The organism is Chiayiivirga flava, from assembly GCF_014202825.1.
Taxonomy (GTDB): domain Bacteria; phylum Pseudomonadota; class Gammaproteobacteria; order Xanthomonadales; family Xanthomonadaceae; genus Chiayiivirga; species Chiayiivirga flava.
Genome location: NZ_JACHHP010000003.1, coordinates 278,246 through 300,886 on the forward strand (window position 1 = coordinate 278,246; position 22,641 = coordinate 300,886).

Annotated in this window: 25 protein-coding genes and 4 tRNA genes; 15 read left to right on the forward strand and 14 right to left on the reverse strand. The window is 68.9% G+C overall.

Annotated features, from left to right (window positions below; genetic code table 11):
* Positions 1–7: 7 nt before the first annotated feature.
* The 3 genes from HNQ52_RS09665 to HNQ52_RS09675 all read right to left on the reverse strand — a co-directional run bounded on the left by HNQ52_RS09665 (position 8) and on the right by HNQ52_RS09675 (position 1,176).
* Positions 8–277, reverse strand: coding sequence for an HPr family phosphocarrier protein (locus tag HNQ52_RS09665; RefSeq protein WP_183960934.1), 270 nt, complete (start codon positions 275–277; stop codon positions 8–10).
* Entirely contained in the window at positions 270–662 is a 393-nt protein-coding gene (locus HNQ52_RS09670; protein WP_183960935.1) for a PTS sugar transporter subunit IIA, read from the reverse strand. Before HNQ52_RS09670 ends, HNQ52_RS09665 begins: the two co-directional genes overlap by 8 nt.
* Positions 663–867: 205 nt before the next feature.
* The gene (locus HNQ52_RS09675; protein WP_183960936.1) at positions 868–1,176 is read right to left on the reverse strand and encodes an EF-hand domain-containing protein; all 309 of its coding nucleotides are present in this window, start codon (positions 1,174–1,176) and stop codon (positions 868–870) included.
* Between the two features lie 329 nt (positions 1,177–1,505).
* Here HNQ52_RS09675 and HNQ52_RS09680 point away from each other — a divergent pair, with 329 nt between their 5' ends.
* Together HNQ52_RS09680 and HNQ52_RS09685 are read left to right on the forward strand one after the other, a co-directional pair.
* Positions 1,506–2,432: a M48 family metallopeptidase gene (locus HNQ52_RS09680; RefSeq protein WP_183960937.1), complete on the forward strand. Its 927-nt coding sequence runs from the start codon at positions 1,506–1,508 to the stop codon at positions 2,430–2,432.
* 61 nt (positions 2,433–2,493) lie between these two features.
* Positions 2,494–3,012: a TFIIB-type zinc ribbon-containing protein gene (locus tag HNQ52_RS09685; protein WP_183960938.1), complete on the forward strand. Its 519-nt coding sequence runs from the start codon at positions 2,494–2,496 to the stop codon at positions 3,010–3,012.
* A 15-nt stretch (positions 3,013–3,027) separates the two neighbouring features.
* Here HNQ52_RS09685 and HNQ52_RS09690 read toward each other — a convergent pair whose 3' ends face one another.
* Both HNQ52_RS09690 and HNQ52_RS09695 read right to left on the reverse strand, forming a co-directional pair.
* Positions 3,028–4,092, reverse strand: a complete 1,065-nt coding sequence (locus HNQ52_RS09690; RefSeq protein ID WP_425486488.1) for a DNA topoisomerase IB — start codon at positions 4,090–4,092, stop codon at positions 3,028–3,030.
* Positions 4,079–4,348, reverse strand: coding sequence for a hypothetical protein (locus tag HNQ52_RS09695; protein WP_183960939.1), 270 nt, complete (start codon positions 4,346–4,348; stop codon positions 4,079–4,081). The genes HNQ52_RS09690 and HNQ52_RS09695 overlap by 14 nt, the downstream gene beginning before the upstream one ends.
* Positions 4,349–4,764: 416 nt before the next feature.
* On the opposite strand from HNQ52_RS09695, the gene HNQ52_RS09700 reads away from it, so the two are divergent.
* Positions 4,765–5,433: a superoxide dismutase family protein gene (locus HNQ52_RS09700; RefSeq protein WP_183960940.1), complete on the forward strand. Its 669-nt coding sequence runs from the start codon at positions 4,765–4,767 to the stop codon at positions 5,431–5,433.
* A gap of 99 nt (positions 5,434–5,532) precedes the next feature.
* Complete coding sequence (locus HNQ52_RS09705; RefSeq protein ID WP_183960941.1) at positions 5,533–5,952, forward strand: GFA family protein; 420 nt, start codon at positions 5,533–5,535, stop codon at positions 5,950–5,952.
* Here HNQ52_RS09705 and HNQ52_RS09710 read toward each other — a convergent pair.
* Entirely contained in the window at positions 5,943–6,908 is a 966-nt protein-coding gene (locus HNQ52_RS09710) for a LysR family transcriptional regulator (RefSeq protein ID WP_183960942.1), read from the reverse strand. The two genes, HNQ52_RS09705 and HNQ52_RS09710, sit on opposite strands and share 10 nt — an antisense overlap.
* 137 nt (positions 6,909–7,045) lie before the next feature.
* Here HNQ52_RS09710 and HNQ52_RS09715 point away from each other — a divergent pair, with 137 nt between their 5' ends.
* The 8 genes from HNQ52_RS09715 (at position 7,046) to HNQ52_RS09750 (ending at position 13,821) form a co-directional block, all read left to right on the forward strand.
* Positions 7,046–8,068, forward strand: a complete 1,023-nt coding sequence (locus HNQ52_RS09715; RefSeq protein WP_183960943.1) for an aldo/keto reductase — start codon at positions 7,046–7,048, stop codon at positions 8,066–8,068.
* A 25-nt stretch (positions 8,069–8,093) separates the two neighbouring features.
* The gene (locus HNQ52_RS09720) at positions 8,094–9,113 is read left to right on the forward strand and encodes a zinc-binding alcohol dehydrogenase family protein (protein ID WP_183960944.1); all 1,020 of its coding nucleotides are present in this window, start codon (positions 8,094–8,096) and stop codon (positions 9,111–9,113) included.
* Positions 9,114–9,251: 138 nt separating this feature from the next.
* The gene (locus HNQ52_RS09725) at positions 9,252–10,691 is read left to right on the forward strand and encodes a redoxin domain-containing protein (protein WP_183960945.1); all 1,440 of its coding nucleotides are present in this window, start codon (positions 9,252–9,254) and stop codon (positions 10,689–10,691) included.
* Complete coding sequence (gene uvrC / locus HNQ52_RS09730) at positions 10,688–12,523, forward strand: excinuclease ABC subunit UvrC (protein ID WP_183960946.1); 1,836 nt, start codon at positions 10,688–10,690, stop codon at positions 12,521–12,523. Before HNQ52_RS09725 ends, uvrC begins: the two co-directional genes overlap by 4 nt.
* A gap of 6 nt (positions 12,524–12,529) precedes the next feature.
* A complete protein-coding gene (gene pgsA / locus HNQ52_RS09735; RefSeq protein WP_183960947.1) occupies positions 12,530–13,132 on the forward strand; it encodes a CDP-diacylglycerol--glycerol-3-phosphate 3-phosphatidyltransferase in 603 nt (200 codons plus the stop codon).
* A 70-nt stretch (positions 13,133–13,202) separates the two neighbouring features.
* A tRNA-Gly gene (locus tag HNQ52_RS09740) sits at positions 13,203–13,278 on the forward strand.
* Positions 13,279–13,378: 100 nt separating this feature from the next.
* Positions 13,379–13,452 (forward strand) — tRNA-Cys (locus HNQ52_RS09745).
* An 87-nt stretch (positions 13,453–13,539) separates the two neighbouring features.
* Positions 13,540–13,821, forward strand: coding sequence for a DUF4326 domain-containing protein (locus HNQ52_RS09750; RefSeq protein ID WP_183960948.1), 282 nt, complete (start codon positions 13,540–13,542; stop codon positions 13,819–13,821).
* Between the two features lie 4 nt (positions 13,822–13,825).
* On the opposite strand, the gene HNQ52_RS09755 is transcribed toward HNQ52_RS09750, so the two are convergent.
* Both HNQ52_RS09755 and HNQ52_RS09760 read right to left on the reverse strand, forming a co-directional pair.
* On the reverse strand, positions 13,826–14,137 hold the full coding sequence (locus HNQ52_RS09755; protein ID WP_183960949.1) for a (2Fe-2S) ferredoxin domain-containing protein: 312 nt from the start codon (positions 14,135–14,137) through the stop codon (positions 13,826–13,828).
* A gap of 150 nt (positions 14,138–14,287) precedes the next feature.
* Positions 14,288–14,602: a hypothetical protein gene (locus HNQ52_RS09760; protein WP_183960950.1), complete on the reverse strand. Its 315-nt coding sequence runs from the start codon at positions 14,600–14,602 to the stop codon at positions 14,288–14,290.
* A 214-nt stretch (positions 14,603–14,816) separates the two neighbouring features.
* Between HNQ52_RS09760 and HNQ52_RS09765 the strand changes: the two genes are divergently transcribed.
* Positions 14,817–14,903 (forward strand) — tRNA-Leu (locus HNQ52_RS09765).
* Between the two features lie 88 nt (positions 14,904–14,991).
* Here the strand turns inward: HNQ52_RS09765 and HNQ52_RS09770 are convergent.
* From HNQ52_RS09770 to HNQ52_RS09780, 3 genes are all read right to left on the reverse strand, one after another.
* Complete coding sequence (locus HNQ52_RS09770) at positions 14,992–16,122, reverse strand: hypothetical protein (protein ID WP_183960951.1); 1,131 nt, start codon at positions 16,120–16,122, stop codon at positions 14,992–14,994.
* A gap of 216 nt (positions 16,123–16,338) precedes the next feature.
* Complete coding sequence (locus tag HNQ52_RS09775; RefSeq protein ID WP_183960952.1) at positions 16,339–16,590, reverse strand: hypothetical protein; 252 nt, start codon at positions 16,588–16,590, stop codon at positions 16,339–16,341.
* A gap of 72 nt (positions 16,591–16,662) precedes the next feature.
* Entirely contained in the window at positions 16,663–16,893 is a 231-nt protein-coding gene (locus HNQ52_RS09780; protein ID WP_183960953.1) for a hypothetical protein, read from the reverse strand.
* Positions 16,894–17,106: 213 nt separating this feature from the next.
* Here HNQ52_RS09780 and HNQ52_RS09785 point away from each other — a divergent pair, with 213 nt between their 5' ends.
* Entirely contained in the window at positions 17,107–18,753 is a 1,647-nt protein-coding gene (locus HNQ52_RS09785) for an FMN-binding glutamate synthase family protein (RefSeq protein ID WP_425486489.1), read from the forward strand.
* Positions 18,754–18,771: 18 nt separating this feature from the next.
* Here HNQ52_RS09785 and HNQ52_RS09790 read toward each other — a convergent pair whose 3' ends face one another.
* Positions 18,772–20,427: a DUF11 domain-containing protein gene (locus HNQ52_RS09790; RefSeq protein ID WP_183960954.1), complete on the reverse strand. Its 1,656-nt coding sequence runs from the start codon at positions 20,425–20,427 to the stop codon at positions 18,772–18,774.
* Positions 20,428–20,584: 157 nt separating this feature from the next.
* On the opposite strand from HNQ52_RS09790, the gene HNQ52_RS09795 reads away from it, so the two are divergent.
* Positions 20,585–20,659 (forward strand) — tRNA-Val (locus HNQ52_RS09795).
* A gap of 100 nt (positions 20,660–20,759) precedes the next feature.
* On the opposite strand, the gene HNQ52_RS09800 is transcribed toward HNQ52_RS09795, so the two are convergent.
* Positions 20,760–21,350, reverse strand: a complete 591-nt coding sequence (locus HNQ52_RS09800) for a hypothetical protein (RefSeq protein WP_183960955.1) — start codon at positions 21,348–21,350, stop codon at positions 20,760–20,762.
* 63 nt (positions 21,351–21,413) lie between these two features.
* The gene (locus HNQ52_RS09805) at positions 21,414–22,610 is read right to left on the reverse strand and encodes an MFS transporter (protein ID WP_183960956.1); all 1,197 of its coding nucleotides are present in this window, start codon (positions 22,608–22,610) and stop codon (positions 21,414–21,416) included.
* Between the last annotated feature and the right edge of the window lie 31 nt (positions 22,611–22,641).

A 22,641-nucleotide genomic window follows, 5' to 3' on the forward strand; every position in this document is an offset into this window, starting at 1 on the left:
CCGCGCGTCATCCCTCTTCGTCGAAACCGCGTGCGAACAGCGCCGTGGCGGCGTCGAGCGCATCGGCCTCGTCCGGACCGTCCACGCGCAGCACCACCTTCGTGCCGTGCGCGGCGGCCAGCAGCATCACCCCCATGATGCTTTTCGCGTTGACCTCGCGTCCGCGGCAGGCGAGGGTGGCGTTGGCGCGATGCCCCGACAGCAGCTGCACCAGCTTGGCCGCCGCGCGCGCATGCAGGCCGAGCTTGTTGACGATGGGCAATTCGCGCTCAAGCATGGTCGAGGATGACTCCGGTCTTGCCGCCCGAGACGGCGGTCTGTGCGAGCTGGTCCAGGCTCAGGTCCGGATAATTGCACACGCGCAGCACCATCGGCAGGTTCATCCCCGCGACGCGACGCGACGGCGTGCCGAGCTGGGTGAGCCTGGCGGCGAGATTGCTCGGCGAGGCGCCGTAGACGTCGGTGAGGATCAGCACGCCGTCGCCGCCGTCGGCGCGCCGCAGCGCTGCGCTGGCGCGCGGCAGTGCCGCGTCCAGCGGTTCGTCGAAGGCAAGTTCGAAGATTTCCAGGCGCAGGGGCAGGCGCCCGAGCAGCCGTTCGATCAGCGCGCCGTACTGGCTCGCGACACCGGGGTGTGCGACAAGGAGGAGTCCGACGCTCATGCAGCGATGGTACCGAATGCTGCAGTGCGGGAGTAGCGCGTCGTCGACGCATCCGGCCACGCCGCACAAAAGAACGGGCCCGGACGGTTTGCACCGTCCGGGCCCGGGCCCGACATTTGTCCTTGCGACACCGTTGGTGTGGTGCCGGACGCGATCGTGGGGTGGGGAGGGCCGATCGCGCCGGGACGGGTCGGGGGTTGCGGAGTTACTCGGCCTCTTCTTCCTGATCGCCGGTCGCGTAGGAGTCGAACTCGGTGCGGCTCAGCGACTCGCTCTGATCGGCGTCGTAGCTCGCGAACAGAGTGTTGAGCTCATGCTCGGCAGGGATCTCCGACTGCGAAATCGTGCCGTCCTTGTTGACGTCGAGCTCGTCGAACGTCGGCTGCACGGTCGTGGTCTGGGTCGGATCCATCACCGGCTGCGGCTCGCCGACGGGGGTGGTCTGCGCGTTGGCGGACGCGGCGAAGGCAAGGGCGATGGCCGAAGCGAACAGGGTGGCGGGAATCTTGCGCATGGGAAACCTCCAAATCGATCCATGAGTGGACGTCGAAGCCGTGGCTTCACGTGGAAGCCGTCGGGCTTCACGGGAGATATAGCACGCCGCGTGCCAATCTCTATTGCTCGGCAAGCATCTGAAAACGCTGATGTTGTGGGCGGTACAGCTGCGCGTCGCGCGGCGCGTCGCACGGTCGGCGATTCCACGTCGCGGCACGCTGCACGATCGCCGTTAGGACGACGTTAGCGCGCCGCGCGCCGACCGCGTGTCGCGCTTCACGCAGCGCGTCCGCACTCCGCTACCATCCCTGCGCCCGGACCGCGGGCGCACTGTCGGAGGATGCTGCCATGGGCCCGTTCGGTCGTCGTTCTCCCGCAGCGGCACAGGGCGCGCCGCGCCGCCGCGGAGGCTTTCGCTGGTGGGTGCTGCTGCTGTTCGCACTCTACGCCGGCTACTACTGGATCTCGAACCAGCAGGATGCCGCGTTCACCGGGCGCAGCCAGCTCATCGACAGTTCGGTCGAACAGGAAGCGGCGCTCGGCCTGCAGGCGTACGAGGAAGTGCTGGCGCAGTCGAACGTGGTCACCACCGGTGCGCTGCCCGGCCAGGTGCGCGAGATCATGACGCGCCTCGTGAACGTCGCGCCGCGCGTGGAGAACGATCTTGCCGCCGCACGCGGTGCGCAGCCGTCGACGCAGTGGGATGCGTTCGACTGGGACGTGAGCGTGATCGAGTCCGAGCAGGCCAACGCGTTCTGCCTGCCGGGCGGAAAGATGGCGGTCTACACCGGCATCGTGCCGATCGCGCAGAACGGCGATGCACTCGCGGCCATCATGGGCCACGAGATCGCGCACGCGCTGCTGCGCCACGGCGGCGAACGCATGGCGCAGCAGAAGCTCGCGCAGATCGGTTCGATCGCGGCCGGCGTGGCGGTGGGCGACATGCCGCCGGAGCAGCAGCGCATGGTGATGGCCGCACTCGGCGCCGGCGCGCAGTACGGCCTGCTGCTGCCGTTTTCGCGCGACCACGAATCCGAAGCCGACGAAGTGGGCCTGATGCTGGCCGCGGCCGCGTGCTTCGATCCGCGCGAAGCCGTCGGCCTGTGGGAGCGCATGGGGCAGGCCAGCGGTGGCCAGGCACCGCCCGAGTTCATGTCGTCGCATCCCAGCGGCGCCACGCGCATCGAGCGTCTGCAGCAGCTGATGCCGGCGGCGCTCGAACTGCGCCACACCTACTGCGGCGGCGCGCCGGCACCGACGGGGCCGGAGGCGTAGCGGGGCGACCGGCGCGGCGCCGAGGCGCGTCCTCGCCGGTCGACGCCGCACGGGCCACGCCATGCACCACGCCTGCCCGCGCCATGCGCTCGCGCTGATGCGTCATCGCATCGATGCGGCGGACACCTGGCGTTGCGAGACCTGCGACGGCCTGTGGCTGCCCGGCACCGTCGTGGCGACGGTGGTCGGCAATGCCCCGCGCTGGCCGGCGCGCGCCGCCACCGACGCCACCGCGCTGTGCTGCCCGGACGACGGCACGTCGCTGCGCGCGGTGGACGCCGACGGCATCGAGTTGGACCTGTGCGCCCGGTGCCACGGTCTGTGGCTCGATCGCGGCGAACTGGCCCACATCCTGCGCCGCGCACGCGGCGAGGACGATCCTGCCGAGCGACTCGCCGAGGCGCTGCTCGACGAACTCGAGTCCGGCAGCGCCGATGCCATCGACCGCGTTGCGACGCGCCCGGCGCGCCGACCCGGACGCGATACGGGCGGCGAGACCGACGGCGCAGATGTGTCCGACGTCGCGGGCGACGCGCTGTCGGCGGTGCTGGAGTTCATCGCGGATGTCTTCGGTGCCTGACGCGCAGGCGCGCGGTCACCGGCCGCGTCGGGCCCGGCGCAGGAAGCGTTCGGCCCAGCGTTCGACCTGCAGCGACGTGCGCGGTGCCGTGGCGGAAAAGCTGCGCTGCAACGCACCGCTGCGCCACGCCGAAAACACGATCGGATCGATGTAGGAATTGCGCGCCACCGCCGGCGTGTTGCCCAGCTGCGCGGCGATCTCGCGGACCACGCCCAGTTCGATGGACTTGAGGGCGCGTTCGCTCGCGGGCGTGGGCAGCGGCGTGCGCGCCAGCGCTTCGAGCGCGCCGCGCGTGGCGCGCCAGGTGCGGAAGTCCTTCGCGGTGTAGTCGCCGCCCATGACCTCGCGCAGGTAATCGTTGACCATCGACGAATCGATCGGCTCGTAGCAATCGCCGTCGACGCAGTACTGGAACAGCGCCTGGCCGGGCAGGGGATGGCAGCGGCGGATCAGCTTCACCACGCGCGGATCGTCGATCAGGCACTCGCGCACCAGCCCGCCCTTGCCGCGGAACCGCAGTTTCACGCGGTTGCCGCGCAGGATGCCGACGTGGCGCGAGCGCAGCGTGGTGAGGCCGAACGAGCCGTTGCTGCGCGCGTATTCGCTGTTGCCCACGCGGATCGAGGTGTCGGCCATCACCGACACCGCGGCGGCCAGCACCTTCTCGCGCGGCAGGCCCGGCAGTTTCAGGTCGCGTGCGAGGCGGCGGCGCAGCGCGGGCAGGGCGGCGGCGAAGCCGGCCATCGTCGCGTACTTGTCGCGGTCGCGCACGCGGCGCCATTGCGGGTGATAGCGGTACTGCTTGCGGCCGCGTGCATCGCGGCCCGTGGCCTGCAGGTGCGCGCGCGGGTGGGTGCTGATCCACACGTCGACGTACGCGGGCGGAATCGCGAGCTTGCGGATGCGCGCCAGCGTCTCGGCGTCGCGTACGGCGCGGCCGTGCGTATCGAGGTACGCGAACCCCTTGCCGGCGCGGCGGCGACGCAGCCCCGGATCGCTGTCGCGCACATAGACCAGCCCGGCCATGCGCGCGACGCGGGCTTCGTCCGGGGCGACGGCGTCGGCCTCAGCCGGCGTCACGGCGGGCCTGACGCAGGCGGCCGATCTGGCCGAGCACGGCGGTGATCACGAGCACGCCGTTGGTGAAGACGAACACCCAGTTCTCGACCAGCACGCTGTACACCACGAAGGCGAGACTTGCGACGATCTGTCCCACGAACAACCACGACGACAGCCGCGCCTGCGGGCCATCGCGCCACTGCAGTTGCACCTGCCGCAGCAGCGTCACCACCAGCACGGCCGACGCGCTCCAGCCGATCCAGTCCGCTGCATGCATCCGGTGCTCCGCGAGTGGGGTTGCGCGCGCCGCAGCAGGTTCCGTGCCACGGCCGCGCGGCTCGCACCGCCCTTCCGCATGCGGCCGTCTGCGCCATCGTCCGTCGCGCCCTCCTGCAATCGCTCGGACGGCATGCACGGCGTGCGCGTCCGGCATCGGCGGCGGGCACGCTTCGCGGACAGGCGATTTTCCGCGCGGTTTCCGGGCGATTTGCGTCGGGCTTGCGCGAATGTGCCGCAGATTGCACGTCGCATCGCGCGCCTGCGACGCCGCCGCTCGGCTTGTGATCGTCGGCGAAGCGCCGCTACCCTCGGGATCGCGCCATGCCTTCGGCTGCCTGCGCCCGCACCGCATGCCGTTGGCCCGTCCGATGCAGGACCTGTCGCCCCATCCCGCCCGCCGTCACGGAGATTCCCATGCGTACATCCCTGTTCCTCGCCGTCGCGCTTGCGCTGTCCGCCGCCGGGTGCGACCGCCAGACCCCCGCCGAGCCGCCCGCGCCGACCGCCGCGCCCGCGCCAGCCGCCACCCCCGCCGCGCCGGCGCCGGGCACGCCGGCTGCCACGACGCCCGCAGCCACACCCGCAACCACGCCCGCAACCACGCTCGCACCGGCAGGAACCGCAGGCGCCATGCCGCAGGCGCGCGTCGAGCTCAAGCCCACGCAGAACCAGACCGCTTCCGGCGGCCTCGTGCTCGAAAGCGACGGCAAGACCCCGGGCGTGCGCCTGCACGGCACCATCGAAGGCCTCACGCCCAACAGCACGCACGGCTTCCACATCCACGAAAACGGCGACTGCAGCGCACCGGACGGCAGCAGCGCCGGCGGCCACTTCAACCCGGACGGCAAATCGCACGGCGATCCGGCGAGCGAGGAGCATCACGTCGGCGACATCTTCGCGGTCACCGCCGATGCCAACGGCGTCGGTCAGGTCGATGCCCGCGCCGACCGTGCCACGCTCTCCGACGGCGCACCGACGGATGTGCTGGGCAAGGCCGTGATCGTCCACGAGAAGGCCGACGACTACAAAACCCAGCCCACCGGCGATGCCGGCGGCCGCATCGCCTGCGGCGTGATCCAGTAGCCGGCGGCGTCGATTCCCCCGTCTCCCGACGCGGGAGACGGGCCCTGCCTGCACACTGCGACAGTCCGGGCGGCAACCGCCCGGCGAGGAACCACGCCGATGCGCCGCACCTACCACGGCTCCTGCCACTGCAAGGCGATCGCCTTTGCCGTCGAACTGGACTTCGACGGCGGCATCCGCAAGTGCAACTGCAGTTTCTGCCGCAAGACCGGCTACCAGAAATCCTTCGCCGCCTTCGACGCGCTGACGCTCACGCACGGCCGCGACACGTTGCGCGAATACCTGCCGACGCCGTCGCACTGGCCGCCGGGCGACATTCACCACTACTACTGCCCCCACTGCGGCGTGCATCCGTTCTCGCACGGCGTGCTCGCGCAGATGGGCGGCGATTTCTGGGCGGTGAACATCGCCTGCCTCGACGACACGGACGAGGCCACGCTCGCCGCCGCGCCGCTGATCCACGAAGACGGCCTGCGCGACAGGCAGGACGCCGCACCGGCGATCACGTCCTATCTCTGATACGCGTGCGCGGACGGCGGCGGCACGCCGAGCTGCACCAGCAGGTCGCGGTCCCACGCCGGTTCGTCGGCGAACTCCTGCGCGAGGAAATCGACGAAGGCGCGCACCCGCGGAGGCACCAGGCGGCGCTGCGGCATCACGGCGTGGATGCCGGTGTCCTGCGGACGATGCTGCGGCAGCACGATGCGCAGGCGTCCGGCGCGCAGGTCGTCGCCCACGTGCCAGGTGGAATGCAGCGCGATGCCAAGGCCGGCGACGGCGGCGTCGCGCAGCAGTTCGCCGTAGTTGCTTTCGCAGCGGCCGCGCACACGCACCACGGTCTCGCCGCCGCCGTCGGGCGCACGCAGCCGCCACATGTCGTGGCGACCGGCGCTGCCGACCAGCACCAGGCATTCGTGCCGGGTGAGATCCTGCGGCGAGTCCGGGGTGCCGTGCGCGGCGAGATAGGACGGCGATGCGCACAGCACGCGCCGGTTCAGCGCAAGCCTGCGCGACACCAGGCTCGAATCGTGCAGATCGCCGATGCGGATCGCCAGATCGAAGCCTTCGCTGACCAGGTCCACCACCTGGTCGGTCAGATGCACGCTGACGCGCACGCGCGGATGGCGCGCGAGAAAGCGCGGCAGCAGCGGCGAGATGTATTGCCGCCCGAACGACGCCGACATCGTCACGCGCAAGGTGCCGGCCACGCCCGCGCCGGCGTCGCGCAGCCCGCTGCCGAGCGATTCCAGATCCTGCACCAGCCCGCGGCCCTGCTCGGCGAGCAGCGCGCCTTCGGGCGTGGCGTGCAGTCGGCGCGTGGTCCGGTGCAGCAGGCGCACGCCCAGGCTCGTTTCCAGTCGCTTGAGGCGCTGGCTCGCGACCGCGGTCGAGAGATCCAGGCTGCGCGCCGCGGCACTGATCGACCCCAGGTCCAGCACCCGCAGGAACAACGCGATGTCGCCGATGCGATCCATGATTGTCAACGAGCGGTTGAAAGTGAATCGCGATCCTGCGTGTTTTTCGCGTGGAACGCGAGGCCTATCGTGGCGGCTTCCGCTCCGCGGCACCCGCCGCGCGGCTCGCACACGCTGTTTCCCGCAAGGAGTCGATCATGGACCACCGTTTTCTCGGCGCATCCGGTTTCCGCGTGCCGGCCCTCACGCTCGGCACCGGCACGTTCGGCGGCAAGGGCCCGCTGTTCAGCGCATGGGGCAACACCGACGCCGCCGAAGCGCGTCGCCTGCTCGATATCTGCATCGACGCCGGCCTCACCATGTTCGACAGCGCCGACGTGTATTCGTCCGGGGCCTCGGAAACCATCCTCGGCGAAGCGATCCGCGGACGCCGCGACCGGGTGCTGATCTCGACCAAGGCCTCGTTCCGCTTCGACGATGGCGTCAACAGCATCGGTTCGTCGCGCTGGCATCTGATCCGCGCCATCGACGCCGCGCTCGCGCGCCTGGGCACCGACTACATCGACCTCTTCCAGCTGCATGGCTTCGACGCGCAGACTCCGGTGGAAGAAACGCTGTCCACGCTCGACGATCTGGTCCGGGCCGGCAAGCTGCGCTACATCGGCGTGTCGAATTTTTCCGGCTGGCAGCTGATGAAGTCGCTCGCGGTGGCCGACCGGTACGGCTGGACGCGTTACGTCGCGCACCAGGCCTACTACTCGCTGCTCGGGCGCGAGTACGAGTGGGAGCTGATGCCGCTGGCGCAGGACCAGGGCGTGGGTGCGGTGGTGTGGAGCCCGCTCGGCTGGGGCCGCCTCACCGGCAAGCTGCGTCGCGGCGCGCCGCTGCCGCCGACCAGCCGCCTGCACGAAACCGGCAACCTCGGCCCGCAGGTGGACGACGAGCGCCTGTACCGCGTGATCGACGCGCTCGATCGGGTCGCTCAGGACACCGGCAAGACCGTGCCCCAGATCGCGCTGAACTGGCTGCTGCAGCGTCCGACGGTGTCGACCGTGGTCATCGGCGCGCGCAACGAGGAGCAGCTGCGGCAGAATCTGGGCGCGGTCGGCTGGACGCTCGCGCCCGAACACATCGCGCAGCTGGACGCGGCAAGCGCGGTGACGCCCACCTATCCGTACTGGCACCAGCGCGGCTTCGAACGCAATCCGCCGCCGGTCTGAGCCGATGCCGATCCAGGAGACCCCGATGAAGGCCGTCGCACTGACGCGTTATCTGCCGATCGACGATCCGCAGTCGCTGCTCGACGTGGAACTTCCGCTGCCGACGCCGGAGCCGCACGACCTGCGCGTGCGCGTGCTGGCCGTGTCGGTGAATCCGGTCGACACCAAGGTACGCGCGCGCAAGCCGCAGGTGGAAGCCACGCCGCGCGTACTCGGCTACGACGCGGCCGGCGTGGTCGATGCGGTCGGCGTCGCCGTCTCGCGTTTCCGGCCCGGCGATGTCGTGTACTACGCCGGCGACATCACGCGCGCGGGGAGCAATGCGCAATACCAGCTCGTCGACGAGCGTCTGGCCGCGCTCAAGCCCGCGTCGCTCGACGCGGCGCAGGCCGCGGCACTGCCGCTGGTTGCGATCACCGCGTGGGAGCTGCTGTTCCAGCGCATGCCGTATTCGCCCGATGCCGGCGGGCAGGGCAAGACTCTGCTGGTGCTGGCCGGCGCCGGCGGCGTGGGTTCGATCGCGATCCAGCTGGCGCGCCGCGCGGGATTCACTGTCATCGCCACGGCGTCGCGTCCGGAGACCGTGGACTGGTGCAGGCAGCTGGGCGCGCACCACGTGATCGACCACCGCCATCCGCTGCCGCCGCAACTGGCGGCGATCGGGCACGCGCAGGTGGATGCGGTGCTCAACCTCGTCGACACCGATGCGTACTGGGACACGATCGGCGAGGTGCTGATGCCGCAGGGCCACGTCGGACTCATCGTGGAACCGTCCGGCGCGCTGAAGATCGGCGATCCGTACAAGGCCAAGTGCATCGGCATCCACTGGGAAATGATGTTCGCACGCGCCCGCTTCCGCACCCACGACATGGCCGAGCAGGGCCGCATCCTTGCGCGTGTGGCCGAACTGATCGACGCCGGCGAACTGCAGGGCATCCAGCGCGAGACCTTGAGTCCGATCAACGCGGCGAATCTGCGCGAGGCGCATCGCCGGCTCGAATCGGGCAGGACCGTCGGCAAGCTGACGCTGGCCGGCTGGGCCTGACGCGGCTGCCGACCCGCGTGCGCGCGACGCCCGCGCGGCCGGACCGCCGCGCGCGCCGTGCCGCCCTGCTCAAACGGCGTGGCATGGCGTCATAATGCGGTCACACCGGCGTCTGCGCCGTACGCGGTGATTGCCTGCATGAACGATGTCGCGCTCGCTCCCGAGCTGTCCGATGGCCTGGACTGGATCAACGCGCCCGGCCCGCGGATCGCGACGCTGCGCGGTCGCGTCGTGGCGCTCGGCTTCTGGAGCGCGGGTTCGGCGTATTGCCACAATCTGCTCGACGACCTGCGCGTGCTGCAGGGCCGGTTTTCCGACGGCCTCACCGTGCTCGGCATCCACACGCCCAAATTCGAGGCCGAGCGCGACCAGCGCACGGTGATCAAGGCCGTCAATCGCCTGCGTCTGCGGTTTCCGGTGGCGAACGACCCGGACTTCGTCACCTGGCAGCACTACGGCGTGCGTGCCTGGCCGTCGGTGGCGCTGATCGATCCGCAGGGGCAGCTCGTCGAGATCGTCGCCGGCGACCTGCGCCGCGGCGAACTCGAAGCGCGCATCACGCAGCTGCTCGACGATGCCGGCGACCGCGGCCTGCGCGTCTACGGCGCCCACGACGACACCGTCGCCGCGCAGGCGCGCCCCGAGCCGAGCATGCCGCTGCGGTTTCCGTCGGGCCTGGCGCTCGCGTCCAGCCATCTGTACGTGGCCGACACCGGCCACCATCGCATCCTCGAATGCAATCTCGACGGACGCATCCTGCGCCAGTTCGGCTCGGGCAATCCGGGGTTTCTCGACGGCGGCAGCAGCGAAGCGAGTTTCCAGTCGCCGCGCGGCCTCGCGCTGGTGCGCGACATGCTCTACGTCGCCGACGCCGGCAACCACGCGCTGCGCCGCATCCGCCTGCTCGACGGCGACGTCGACACCCTCGCCGGCAACGGCAGCGCGGGCCTGCCGCAGCCCAGCAGCGAGGCGCGGCCGGAAGACATCGTGCTGAACGCGCCGTGGGACGTCACCGGCAGCCCCGAGCGCCTGTTCATCGCAATGGCCGGCAGCCAGCAGATCTGGGAATACGATCTTGCCCGGCGCAGCTTCCGTGCCGCGGCCGGATCGGGCCGTCTCGCGCTCGCCGACGGTGCCGGCGCCACCGCCGCGTTCGCGCAACCCGCGGGCCTGGCGCTGGTGCAGCAGACCCTCTACATCACCGATTCGGCCGGTTCCGCCTTGCGCAGCCTGCATCTTGGCAACGGCACCGTGCAGACGCTGATCGGGCAGGGCCCGTTCGAATTCGGCAACGAGGACGGCAGCCGCGCCACGGCACGCATGCAGTACCCGCTCGGGCTCGCGCTCGACCCCTCGGCGCCGGTGCTGTGGATCGCGGACGCCTACAACGACTGCGTGCGCTCGCTGCGCCTGGGCGGCGGCGACCTGACCCGCGCCGACATTCCCTACCGCCTGCACCAGCCCGCCGCCGTGGCCGCGGGCGACGGCGTGCTGTGGATCGCGTGCGCCGGCGCGCACGAGGTGGTGCGTTTCGAACCCGAGTCCGGCAGCGTGCGTCGATTGCCGGTCGGCGAATGAGGGCAGGGGACGAGGCCGCGGGCTTCGACGGCAAGGAGTTCGCCCGTGCGCTCACCAACGCGCCGGGCGTGTATCGCATGATCGCCGCCGACGACAGCGTGCTGTATGTCGGCAAGGCCTCGTCGCTGAAGAAGCGCGTCGCGAGCTACTTCAACGTGGCCGAGCGCGGCCCGCGCACGCGCGCGATGCTGGCGCAGGTGGCGCGCATGGAAGTCACGGTGACGCGCACCGAAGGCGAGGCGCTGCTGCTGGAGAACCAGCTGATCAAATCGCTCAAGCCGCGCTACAACGTGCTGCTGCGCGACGACAAGAGCTACCCGTACATCTACCTCACCACCACCGATGCCGTGCCACGCATCGCGTTCTACCGCGGCACGCGCTCGCTGCCGGGCCGCTTCTTCGGCCCGTTCCCGAGCGCCTGGGCGGTGCGCGACACGCTCAACACCATCCACAAGCTCTTCCGCCTGCGCTCGTGCGAGGACACGGTGTTCCGCAACCGCAGCCGGCCGTGCCTGCAGTACCAGATCCGGCGCTGCAGCGCGCCGTGCGTGAACCTCGTCGATCCCGCCGACTACCGCGACAGCGTGCGCCGCACGCAGCTGTTCCTCGACGGCAACAACGATGCGCTGGTGAAGGAACTGGGCGAGGCGATGGAGCGCGCCAGCGCCGCGCTCGATTTCGAGCAGGCCGCGCGCCTGCGCGACCAAGTGGTCGGCCTGCGCAAGATGCAGGCGCGCCAGTACGTGGACGGCGACCGCGCCGACATGGACCTGCTCGCCTGCACGATGGAGCAGGGCATGGCCTGCATCGTGCTGCTGAGCTTCCGCAACGGCATGAACCTGGGCACGCGCAACTTCTTTCCGCGCACCAACGGCGTGGAGGACATCGGCGAAGTGCTCGGCGCGTTCGTCACGCAGTACTACTTCGAACAGCGCCCGCCGCGCGAGATCGTGCTCAGCCACGCCATCGCCGACCAGGCACTGATCGAGCAGGTATTCACCGAGCAGGTCGGCGCGAAGGTGCAGATCAAGACCGCGGTGCGGGCCGAGCGCGCGCGTTATCTCGACCTTGCGATGCAGAACGCGCGCCTCGCGCTTGCCGCGCAGATCGGCAGCAGCGCCACGCAGCGCGCGCGCGTCGCGTCGCTGCAGGACCTGCTGGCGATGGATGCGCCGCCGCAGCGCATCGAATGTTTCGACATCAGCCACACCATGGGCGAGGCCACCGTCGCCTCGTGCGTGGTGTTCGACGCCGAGGGCCCGGTGCGCGCGCAGTACCGCCGCTACAACATCGCCGGCATCACCGGCGGCGACGACTTCGCCGCGATGCGACAGGCCCTGGAGCGCCGCTTCCGGCGCGCCCAGGACGACGGCGTGTTGCCGGACCTGCTGCTGATCGACGGCGGCAAGGGGCAGCTCGCACAGGCCGTCGACGTGCTGCAGGAGCTGGGCATCGCCGGGGTGGAACTGGTCGGCGTGGCCAAGGGCGTGGAGCGGCGCGCGGGGCACGAGAGCCTGATCCGCCCGGACGGTTCGGAACTGCGCCCCGGGCCGGATTCCCCAGGCCTGCACCTGATCCAGCAGGTGCGCGACGAAGCGCACCGCTTCGCCATCACCGGCCATCGCGGGCGTCGCGCGAAGACGCGCGAACGCAGTCGGCTCGAAGATATTCCGGGCATCGGCGCCCGTCGACGCGCTATGCTGCTCAAACATTTCGGCGGTCTTGCTGCGCTCAAGCGCGCCGGCGCCGAGGAAATCGCCCGCGTCGAAGGCATCAATGCCGCCCTCGCACGCCGCATCTACCTCGCACTGCACGGATTGCCCGAGGAATAGACCCGCGTGACGCTGACCATTCCGACGCTGCTGACGCTGTTCCGCATCCTGCTGATCCCGGTGCTGGTGGTGGTGTTCTATCTGCCGTATCCGTGGACCAACTTCGCCGCGGCCTTCGTCTTCGCGCTCGGTGCCATCACCGACTGGCTCGACGGCTGGATCGCGCGCAAGTGGCACATGTACTCGGCCTTCGGCGCCTTCCTCGACCCGGTCGCCGACAAGCTCGCCGTCGCCACCGCGCTCATCCTCATCGTGCAGGGCCACCCGACGCTGTTCATGGCGCTGATCGCGGCGGTGATCATCGGACGCGAGATCACGATCTCGGCATTGCGCGAGTGGATGGCCGAGATCGGCCAGACCTCGCGCGTGCGCGTGGCCGCCATCGGCAAGATCAAGACCATCGTGCAGATGGTGGCGCTGGTGATGCTGCTCTACCGCGAGCCGTTGCTGGGCCTGCCGATCTTCCGCATCGGCGAAGGCCTGCTGGCCGTGGCCGCCGTGCTCACGCTGTGGTCCGCGCTCGCCTACCTGCGCGCCGCGTGGCCTGCGATGCGCGGCGACCATGCCAGGACCGGCGGCGGTTCCGGCGGCGGCCGCCGCGACGCATGAGCTTGGAGACGACATCGCACCGGCGATCTGTTGACATCGTTCGCCAGAAACGTAAAATGGACGGCTCAACGCGGGAATAGCTCAGTTGGTAGAGCACGACCTTGCCAAGGTCGGGGTCGCGAGTTCGAGTCTCGTTTCCCGCTCCAGATTCATGCCGATGTGCTCGATGTCGGCGCGCTTCAAGTCGAGACCCCGGTACGCCGGGGTTTCGTGTTTTCGGACCGGGGAATCGGTCCGCACGTCACCGGCCTGGTGGCAGAGTGGTCATGCAGCGGCCTGCAAAGCCGTGTACGCCGGTTCGATTCCGACCCAGGCCTCCAGCGACAGACAGCAAACCCGCCGCGGCGGGTTTTTTGTTGTCCGCCTCGAAGGTCGCCCCCGCACCGGAATCCACCTCCATGTCGTCCATGCCCGTTCGAGTGCAGTTGCGTCGCAGCCGCGGCTGGCGCATGCCGCCCGACACGGTGAAGGTCGACCGTTCCACGCGCTGGGGAAATCCGTTCCCGGCCGCGTCCGCGGCAGCGCGTGCGGAGGCCGTGGCGCGCTTCCGCGCCTTCGTCGCGGCACCCGGGCAGGCGGACCTGCGCGAGGCGATCCGGCGCGAGCTGCGCGGTCGCAATCTTGCCTGCTGGTGTCCGCTCGACGGTCCGTGTCATGCCGACGAACTGCTGCGCATCGCCAACGCCTGAGATCCTACGGCGGCGTGAGCAGCGGCAGCAGCGTCTCGACAGGCGCATCGTTCGGCAACACGCGCAGACCCGGTACGGCGCGGCCGATCTCCGCGCCCAGCGCCAGCGTCACGCCTTCGTCGGGGCACAGGTCGAGACAGCCGACGACGGCGACGCGGATCTCGTGCACGCCCGCGCGGCGCAGTGCGCGTTTCAGATCGCCGCGCAGCGTGTCGCGGTCCTGCCGCTTCATGCATTTGCCGCAGACCAGCACCAGCTGCCGCCATGGTGCGGGGGCCGTGCCGATGGTGTCGTGCGATGGGGGCGTTTTCGGCATCGGAGATTGGCCGGACCGGGCTGCGCCTCTGCGGCGCGATGCCGGCGACTGCAACGGTTCGCCGTTGCGGGCACACACGCAGCGGAGCGAAAGGGCATGACGACGCTGACGACGCGCCGCAGCGCGCCGCCATGCGTCGAACGCCGTGCGTCAGTCGTCGAACTCGATTTCGAGATCTTCCTCGCAGAAATCGAACGAGGTCGGGTCGGACACCGACTCGTCCGCGAACGTGGCGCGCACCTGCCATTCGCAACCCGAATCGTCCGTGCTCGAATCCCACACCACCTCGGTCGACGTTCCGGCCGGAATGCCGCGACCGATGTCGAAGTAGCCCCACGACCGCCCATCCTCGGACACTTCCACCCCGGTGATGCGGCTGCTCGAGCTGTTGGTGATGGTGAAGCTGTAGGCGTGGCTCACGGCCGGCAGGGCGAAAAGCGACAGGGCAAGCAGAACGGTGCGCATGATGTGATCCTGGGGTGCGAGGATTCGCGCCGCCAGCATAGGCGATCGATCGCCGCAACGGCGCGCGCATGCCTGCCCGCCACAGTGAAGAATCGCAACGCCGCACGATGCACCGCGTCGCCGGACCACTCGCGTCCGACGGTTGATCCGCTCCGGCCGGTCGCCGATCCGCTCCGTCCCGTCGCCCTGCGTCGGCTTGCTAGACTGCCACCGCGCCCGGATGGCGAAACTGGTAGACGCAAGGGACTTAAAATCCCTCATCCGCAAGGGTATGCGGGTTCGATCCCCGCTCCGGGCACCATAAAAAACTCAGAAATCTGCCCGAACGCGACGCTTGATCGCGAATCTGGCTGCCGACGCCGGCGCCCCTACAGTGCTCGCTGTGCGCCTCATAGTCCCATCGCGTCGAGCGCGGCGAGCGCTGCTCTTATGCTGCCGGCTACCTTGCACTGATATCGCGCGGCGCAGCCGTTCGGCTGATTCAGTTGACTCGCAAGGTGTGCCTCGGTGAAGAAGGCGTCGCAGTGTGGAAGTGCCGACGCCGCATGGTCCCAGTCATCCCAATCATTGGGCGTGAGACTCCGATGCGGATCGCCTACTTCGTAAAGGGCAAACAGATCCGCGAAGATTGCTGCGGAGGCTAGGTGCCCACCGAGCTTGCCCACCCTGAACTCATCAACTGCTCTATCAATGATGTCGCCAACCCAGCGGTTGATGTCATGAGGACTTGTCTTTGCACCAATCGCTTCGTAGTGCCGCTTCATTTGAGACTCGAAGGCAGCTGCGTAGTCTTTCTCCAGCGCAACTCGAAAAGCGATGACTCTGGAAGTCGAGCGTTTGAGCCCCTTCGCCTTGCTATCTTTCTTCAGCCTTTCCACTGTGGCAACTGTTCGGGCGTCAATTGATTCTGCGAAACATGAAAGATCGCCCAGGTCGCTTATCAGTCGAGTGAGCGAAGTTGTGTGTGCAGCGTCTGAGACACACTTGTAGAGCACGTCTCTTGTCAGCGCCGTCATCGGCAAGTCAATGTCAGGATAAGTCGACTTGAACATTTGACCCACGTGAGTCCAGCGGCCAACCTGACCATCGAATGGCACCCGCAGTGCCTCACTAGCGAATGACCACGCTTCGATCAGCCGCTGTTCCTCAGTGCTCGTCAGGCACACTCCTTCGCAAAGCTCATCGGCAATGGCCGCAATGGCGTGTAGCTTCGCCAAGTTCTGCTGTTTCGCAAATTCGGTGAATGTGCCACCGTGCAACACGCACGTTAGCCGTCGTTCCCTGGCGCCTGCCCGTAGCCGCCTTAGCAGACTGTCTCGCTCACTGGATCCATCTTCGCGCGCGTCGCGCAGCCAAACCCAGAAGTTTGTGTCAAGGAATATCTTTGGGATACCGGAGATGCCATTGAGAAGTACGCGGCGATAAAGCTCGTCGTACTCGTATGGACTGACGCCCGTACCTACGGTGTGATGGAACCTGACGAGAAAGGGCCCCTCAGGCTCGTCCATCAGGTGATGCATGGGGACTCCACGGTTCTCCGCTATCGTTGAGCGTCAACTAGTCGCGTAAAAAAACATAAAAAACCAATGCTTTGAATTGATTTCTTGATTGGGTGCCGATTCCTGTCAAGGCAACGAACAGCGAGCTTGCACGACGCGCCTGCGGTGCAGCCGTTGCTTCGCTTCCGTCGCGTGAGGGCGCGGCGCGCTGCGCAGCGTGCGCGTTGCACGCCGTGGCTATGCGCCCGACAACGCGTGTCGTCGTGGTCGATCCGGTTCCTCGTCCGGCAACGCGTCTGCGGCGCAGCACTGCTCGCAGCCTTCGCAGCGCGGATAGAGCACGCGTGCGTCGCAGATCGCGCGTGCTGCGCTCGGGAACGATCCCAGGTAGTGCGAGTGCGGCGGTGGCGGCGCGGCCGGGCAATCGGCGCAGTGCACTTCGAAGTGGCCGTTGGTGCGGCGGGATTTGGCGACCAGGAACAGCGGCATGCGGCGGGCCGGACAGGAGCTCGTCCCCGTACTGTCGCAAGCGGCAGGAATCTCTCACCTGCCGGGCTCCGCTCAGCGCAGGCCGCGTCCGCGCAGCCAGACCTCGGCATCGATGCCTGCGGCCTCGAGTGCGGCCGGCAGCAGCACCAGTGCCTCGAATGCGGCCTGCGCGCCGCCGCAGCGCAGCACCAGCGCGTCCCAGGCCGCGATCGAGTCGGGGTGGTGCAGGCTCACGGCCACGGTGCGGGGGACCGGCTTTGCGCCGATGTCGGCGGTGCGGGCGATGGCGGCGTTGCGCGGCATGGGCGGAATCCTCGGGTGCGGCGTCCACGATGACGCAGGCCTGCCGCGGCTCCCATCGGAATTCGACCGCGCGCCGCTACGAAATTTCCTAGCTCCGCAGTCAGGCCGGACACGCCTTCTGCGGGTGCGGCGCGGCGGGCGGGCCACTAGACTCGGACTCCGCCGCACGTCGTCGCGTGTTGGCGTCGCGACTTCCGCACCGGACCCGAGCCCATGCTGCCTTCACGCTACTCCGCCTTCGTCCTGGCCCTTGCGGGCCTCGCCGGTTCGCTGCTGATGCTGGGGCTCGGCGGCTGGGCGCCGCACTGGGGCTGGCTCACGCTGTTCGCCGTGAGCGCGGCGCTGAGCATCGTGGGGATCTGGGACCTGCTGCAGCGGCGCAGCACGTTGCGGCGCAACTACCCGATCCTCGCGCACCTGCGCTACTTCCTCGAATCGATCGGGCCGGAGATCCGCCAGTACTTCATCGAGGAAGACCACCAGGCCAATCCGTTTTCGCGGGCGCAGCGTTCGATCGTCTATCAACGCGCGAAAAACGCGCTCGACAAGCGTCCGTTCGGCACGCAGTTCGATGTCTACGCGCCGGAGTACGAGTGGATCAACCATTCCATCGCGCCGGCGCGCATCGATTCGCACGATTTCCGCCTCACCATCGGCGGCGAGCGCTGCACGCAGCCGTATTCGGCCAGCGTGTTCAACATCTCCGCGATGAGCTTCGGCTCGCTCTCGGCCAACGCCATCCTCGCGCTCAACGAAGGCGCCAAGCGCGGCAACTTCTATCACGACACCGGCGAGGGCTCGATCTCGCGCTGGCACCGCGAACGCGGCGGCGACCTGGTATGGGAGATCGGCTCGGGCTACTTCGGCTGCCGCAACGACGACGGCACCTTCAGTCTCGAGCGGTTCAAGGCCAATGCCTTGTCCGAGCAGGTGAAGATGATCGAGATCAAGCTCTCGCAGGGCGCCAAGCCGGGCCACGGCGGCGTGCTGCCGGGGGTGAAGGTGTCGCCGGAAATCGCCGCCGCGCGCGGCGTGCCGGTCGGGCAGGACTGCAATTCGCCGGCGCGCCATTCGGCCTTCGACACGCCCGCGGGACTGCTCGACTTCGTGCAGACGCTGCGCGAGGCCTCGGGCGGCAAGCCGGTGGGCATCAAACTTGCGATCGGACATCCGTGGGAATGGTTCGCGATCGCCAAGGCCATGCACCGCAGCGGCGTCCTGCCGGACTTCATCGTCGTCGACGGCGGCGAGGGCGGCACCGGCGCGGCGCCGCTGGAATTCACCGACCACGTCGGCGCGCCGCTTCGCGAGGCGCTGATGCTGGTGCACAACACGCTGGTCGGGCTCAATCTGCGCGGCAAGATCCGCATCGGCGCGGCCGGCCGCATCGTCACCGCGTTCGATCTCGCGCGCACCATCGCGCTGGGTGCCGACTGGTGCAACGCGGGTCGCGGCTTCATGTTCGCGCTGGGCTGCATCCAGTCGCAGAGCTGCCACACGGACCGATGCCCGACGGGCATCGCGACGCAGAACGAGACACGCCAGCGTGCGCTCGACGTGCCGGACAAGTCGCAGCGCGTGCACCGCTTCCACGAAAACACGCTGCTCGCCTTCAAGGAACTCCTGGCCGCCGCCGGACTGACGCACCCGTCGCAACTGGGGCCCGAACACATCGTGCAGCGCGTGTCGTCGAACGAGGTGCGTTCGCTCGCCGCGCTCTACGCCTGGGTGCGCCCGGGCGGGCTCATCGACGGAACCTCCGACCACGCCGTGTTCAAGGTGTTCTGGCAGCAGTCCGATCCGGACACATTCGTGGCGCCGCCTTCGGTGCTGTCGCTGCAGACCACCAAGCAGTGCTGAGCACGTTCTCCGATCGCCCTATTCGAAACTGTTGCCGAAGATGCGATCGACGATGAAATCGACCGGCACGGACACGCTGTCGCTGTTGTTGCCGCCCTGCGGATCGTCGATTTCGCTGTCGATGCTGGCCTGGCTGGCGAGCGCGCCTGCGCCGGTGTAGTCGATCGGCACGTTCACCGTCACGACGATGGCGGACGTGGTGCCGGAGTTCAGCACGCCACGGGTGCAGCTCACCGTCGCGCCGCCGGTCGCGCAGGTCCAGCCCGATCCGCTCGCATTCAGGACCGTCACGCCGGCAGGCAACGTCTGAACCATCTGCAGTGCCGTCGCCTGGTCCGGGCCATCGTTTTCCACCGTGATCGTGAACGTCAGCATGCCGCCGCGCGGCACCGGCGACGGGGTCGCAGTCATCCCGAGCGACAGGTCGGCCATCGGCACAGGCGCAGATGCATCTTCGTACACGAACCGCACGGCCGCGACATCGTCGGCTGCGAGCGTTGCGCCTCGACCGTCCGCGTGCAGCGACGCCCGCATGGTGGCCGCATCCGCGGTGGGGTTCGAGCCGCAGGAGGTTGGCACGTCGCTGCCGCACGAATGGGCGAAGCCGAGCGTATGCCCGACTTCGTGCACGAAGAATTCGATCCCGCTGCGGCCATCGTCGTCGTCGAAGAAGCAGCCGGCGCTTGGCTGCGTGACGAGCGTGCCGCGGAGCAGTCCGTACCACTGGACGCCGTTGTACGTGTGCTGCTGCGAGGTGGCCGACGAGCCGCCCGCGCCGAGGATGCCGCCGCCGCCGGGGCTGCAGTCGTAGTCGCCCGGGATCACGTTCTGCGGGTCGTTCCACGAGACGTTGGCGTCGCGCGCCTCGGTGCTGCTGCCGGTGCCGGCGTAGCTCATGAGGACCAGGCTGCCCGGATCGTCCACCCAGCCGGCAAGACCTGCGGCCAACTGTTCGAATTCGTTGCGCACCATGTTCTGCTGGCCGCCTGCGGGGGCGTACCAGCGCATCGTCGTGCCCTGTTCGAACTGGGCCCAGCGGCCGTTGCCGATGGGAAAGTTCGGGTTGTTGAAATTGATCCGGATGAGGTTGAATTTCGCGGCGTCCGTCGCGTCTGCGCGCAGATAGTTCTCCGGCGCCGCGACCCCGGCCGCGCGCCGCACGATCCAGTGTTCGAACGCGTCCGCCGCGCGCGGCAGTGCGAAGCGGGCGTTCTTTCCGCGCCCCAGATCGGTGCTGTCGTCGAGCACGCGTCGGTAGACGTCGCCGTGTTTGTCCGGCACGGGGAAAAACATTCCGAGCGTCAGCTGCGTCGCCTGCAGATCGCCGTCTCCGCGCTGCATGTAGAACAGCAACATGCGCTGGTCGACAGGCAGGGACGGGACCCCCGCGTAACGCAGTCCGCCGTCCTTGGTCCAGTACCCGGGCAACACCAGCGTCTGCTCGCGCCCGAGAATCTTGCCGGCGAGCTCGCGCACGATGCGGACGCGGTAGCGCGTCTCGCCGCGCTCCGGCGACGCGGAGGCTGCGCCGACCTCGACCAGCGCCACGCCCTGCGACTGCTCCAGCAGCGACTGGTCGGTGGGCATGGTGTAGCTGAGCGCGTGCGCCTGTCCGCCGGCCGCAATGGCGGCGATCGCCACGCACCGGATCACCCAGCGGCTGAGATACGACATGGTTCCCTCCAGGGAAATTGGACGCGCCCGCCCCGGACACGCGACGATTGTGCGTCCGCGTCTGGTCCGGGACAACCGTGGACCGTACCCGGCGACGATCGTGATCGCAGGAGCGTTGACCGGCCCTTGCGAGCACGTCATAATGCGCGGCCCGACCGGGCGGTTAGCTCAGCGGTAGAGCATTGCCTTCACACGGCAAGGGTCATAGGTTCGATCCCTATACCGCCCACCATCTCGATGCACGAAGGCCACCTCGCGGTGGCCTTTTTCGTTTCGTGCATCGGCGATGTTGGCGTCGCGCCCGTGCCACGCGTGCTCGGGGCACGGGGGAATCAGGTGTCGTAGTCGCCCGTCCACGGCGGGGTGAATGCCATGTAGTTGCCGGGCATCAGGATCACCGACGACAGTTCGATCTCCTCGTCGTCGTCGAAGTCGGCGTAGTCGTCGGCCGACTCGGGGATCAGGCCGAATTGCAGGCCATGGCGTTCGATCGCGAACGGCTTCGCGACGATGTCCTCGAGGCGCACCGGGCCGAGCGCGGCGAGATGGCGGTCGATTACAGCCTGCGACGCCGGGTTTGGGCCGGCCGCATTGCCGGGCAGTGCGCCGGCGCGTGCCGCGCCCAGGATCTCCAGGCGACTGCCGATGGCGTCGATCTGCGCGTCGATCAGGTCGCCGTCCGGGGCGAATCTGTAGAGCGCGACGAACTCGCGCGCCTTTGCCGGGTCGGGGTCCGCCACGTAAGGCGTGGTGATGAAGAACCCGTTGCCGTCGGCGCTGTGGCCGACGAGTTTGCCGTGGTGGTCGTCGTGCGGAATCACCAGACGTTCCGGTGGGAACCCCTCGACGACGGTGATCGTGGGTCCGCTCCCGGTCGACGTGTCGTCACTGCCGAACAGCCGATGGAACAGTACCTTGAGCATGGCGGTGCAACCTCGCGCGATCGCCGGGTGGAGGCGATTCTGCCATTGCGGGAAACGTGCGTGCTAGGGATCGGGCATCGGCTCGAGCGCAGCGACGGGGCGCGCGCTCCGTTGCGACCCATGCAACTGCAATGCAACCGGCAGGGCGACCAGGCAGGCCAACGCACCGAAAGCGAACGCCGCGAGTCCGGCACCCAGATTCCACGCGACACCGGCGCCGAGCGTGCCGACCACGCCGCCGAGGCCGCTGCCGAGCCCGTAGAGCAGCCCTTGGCCCTGGCCGGCGCTGCGGCCGCGGAATTCTTCGCCGATCAGCTGCATCGTGCAGGCGTGGAACAGCGCGAAGCTCAGCCCGTGCAGCACCTGCATCGCCGCCATCGCCGGCAGCGACTGCGGCCACGTGCCGATCACCGCCCAGCGCACGCAGCTCGCGCCGATGCATGCCAGCATCGGCACCAGGGCGCCGTACCGTGCGAGCACGCGTGGCGCCAGCAGGAACACGCCGATCTCGACGACGACACCCAGCCCCCACAGTATCCCGATCGCGCCGGTGCTGTGACCGTGGGCGCCGAGATGCAGGGTGTAGAAGACGTAGTACGGGCCGAAGCCGACCTGGACCAGCAACGCGATCAGCAGCAGGCGCCGCACCTGCACGCGACGCAGCGCGGCGAACAGGCCGGCCTTCGGTATGTCGTCGGCGTGCGGTGGCGTCGCGGGAGCGAGCAGGGTGCTGACCGCGATCCCGACGAGCAGCGGCAGCATCATCGCCGGCAGCCAACGCGCGCCGATGCGATCGATCGCGAAACCGTAGGCGGCCACGACCACGATGAAACCGATCGAACCCCATACCCGGATGCGGCTGTACTCGCCGCGCCGCGCGCCGAGCGTGTTGAGCGTCAGGGCCTCGTACTGCGGCATGATCGCGTTGCAGAAGAACGCAAAGCCCAGCATCACCGCGAGGATGGGCCACGCCTGCGTGGTGAACAGGAACCCGGCGAAGCACAGCACGGTGAGGACGGCGCCGGCGCGCAGCCAGCGCAGCGGATGCGTCGAGCGCGTGCTGGCCTCGCCCCATAACGGCGGCGCCAGCATGCGCGTGCCGTACCACAGCGCGAACACCGCGCTGATCAGCGTGGCGCCGAGCCCCAGCGCATCGAGCCAGCGGGCGAAGTAGGGCGTGAAGGCGCCGAGTGCGGCGTAGTACCAGAAGTAGAACGAGGAGAGCCGCCAGTACGGCAGCGCGGGGGCGGGTGCGGGCATGTCCAATGATACGGCGCGGACCGGCCGTTCG